General features: G+C 74.5%; 2 protein-coding genes. One reads left to right on the top strand and one right to left on the bottom strand.

All coding sequences use genetic code 11. The features are described from left to right. Positions 1-488 (bottom strand): carboxymuconolactone decarboxylase family protein (locus tag ACFV4N_RS43555; protein WP_499678567.1); only part of this gene is annotated, 488 nt, incomplete at its 3' end. Positions 489-655: 167 nt separating this feature from the next. Here ACFV4N_RS43555 and ACFV4N_RS43550 point away from each other — a divergent pair. Beyond that, on the top strand, positions 656-1,570 hold the full coding sequence (locus ACFV4N_RS43550) for an RNA polymerase sigma-70 factor (RefSeq protein ID WP_499678566.1): 915 nt from the start codon (positions 656-658) through the stop codon (positions 1,568-1,570). Positions 1,571-1,629 lie beyond the last annotated feature (59 nt).

Below are 1,629 nucleotides of genomic sequence, written 5' to 3'. Positions count from 1 at the left end.
CAGCCGTTGAGCGCGGCGGCGAACGCGCCGGTCTCGTAGGAGCCGCCCCGCTGGTGCACGATCACGGCGAGCCGGTTGGCCGCGTTGATCAAGGCGACCAGCGCGACCAGCGCGGCGACCTGGTCGTCGTCGTAGTGCTCGCGCACCAGGGCCCACGTCTCGTCGGACACGCCCTGGTGGGCGTCGGCGAGCCGGGTGCCCTCCTCGGCGAGCGCCAGCGCCGCCCTCTCGGCCTCGGTGAACACGGTCGACTCGCGCCACGTGGCGACCAGGTGGAGCCGGACGGCGGTCTCGCCGGCGGCCGCCGCCTCCTTGGTGTGCATGTCGACGCACCAGCCGCAGCCGTTGATCTGGCTGGCGCGCAACGACACCAGCTCCTGCGTCGACTTCGGCAGCGGCGACTGGTGGATCACCGTGCCCGCGTTGGCGAACCGCTTGGCGAACTTGACCGCGACCTCGTTGCCGAACAGGTTGAACCGGGTGTCCATGACCTCGTCCTCTTTCCTCGTACCGCATCGGGCGAACACCAGATGCCGGCGGGGCGGGCCCCGTGACAGGACGACGACGTGACGCGCGGCACACCACCCCGGTGTCACACGGCGGCGGTGGCCGGTGTCTGGTGGGCGACACGGCCGAGAGCGAAGAGGAGCCACCCATGTCGCACACCGCGCCCGACGGGCACGACCGGGGGCCGGACGTCGCCACCGAGGCGTTCCTCGCCCACCGCAACCTGCTGTTCACCGTCGCCTACGAGCTGCTCGGCTCGGCGGCGGACGCGGAGGACGTCCTCCAGGAGACCTGGCTGCGGTGGGTGGGCGTCGACCTCGGCGAGGTGCGGGACCGGCGCGCGTACCTGGTCCGGATCACCACCCGGCAGGCGCTCGGCCGGCTGCGCGCGCTCGGCCGCCGCAAGGAGTCCTACGTGGGCCCCTGGCTGCCCGAGCCGCTGCTGACCTCGCCCGACGTGGCCGAGGACGTCGAGCTGGCCGACAGCGTCTCGATGGCGATGATGCTGGTGCTGGAGACGCTCGCGCCGACCGAGCGGGCCGTGTTCGTGCTGCGCGAGGTGTTCGACCTCGGTTACGACGAGATCGCCGAGGCCGTCGACAAGAGCCCGGCCGCGGTCCGGCAGATCGCCCACCGGGCACGGGCGCACGTCGCGGCGCGCCGGCCGCGCGGGGTGGTGTCCGCGGACCAGGCCCGCGACGCGCTCGAGGCGTTCCGGCTGGCGACCGAGACGGGCGACCTGCGGGGCCTGCTCGACCTCCTCGCGCCGGACGTCGTGTTCCTCGGCGACGGCGGCGGGATCAAGCAGGCCGTCCCGCGGCCGGTCGTGGGCGCCGACAAGGTGGCCCGGCTGCTGGCCGCCGGGGTCGGCCGGCTCGCCGCGCTCGGGTCGCTGCGGCCGGAGCAGGTCAACGGCTACCCGGCGCTGGTCCTGCGGCTCGACGGCGAGGTCGACACCGTCCTGGCGGTGCGCGTGGACGACGGCCTCCTCACCGGGCTCTACGCGGTGCGCAACCCCGAGAAGCTGTCGCACATGCGGCAGGAGACCGCCCTGCGCCGGTGAGCCGGGCGGCGAGGTCCGGGCGGCGAGGTCCGGGCGGCGAGGTCCGGGCGGCGAGGTCC

It is taken from the genome of Actinosynnema sp. NPDC059797 (genome assembly GCF_042732085.1).
Taxonomy (GTDB): domain Bacteria; phylum Actinomycetota; class Actinomycetes; order Mycobacteriales; family Pseudonocardiaceae; genus Actinosynnema.
This window is presented reverse-complemented; position numbering and strand designations above follow the sequence as displayed.

Coding starts and splice junctions, on each gene's coding strand:
- ACFV4N_RS43550 (WP_499678566.1), top strand. CDS start 656: ATGTCGCACACCGCGCCCGACGGGCACGACCGGGGGCCGGACGTCGCC.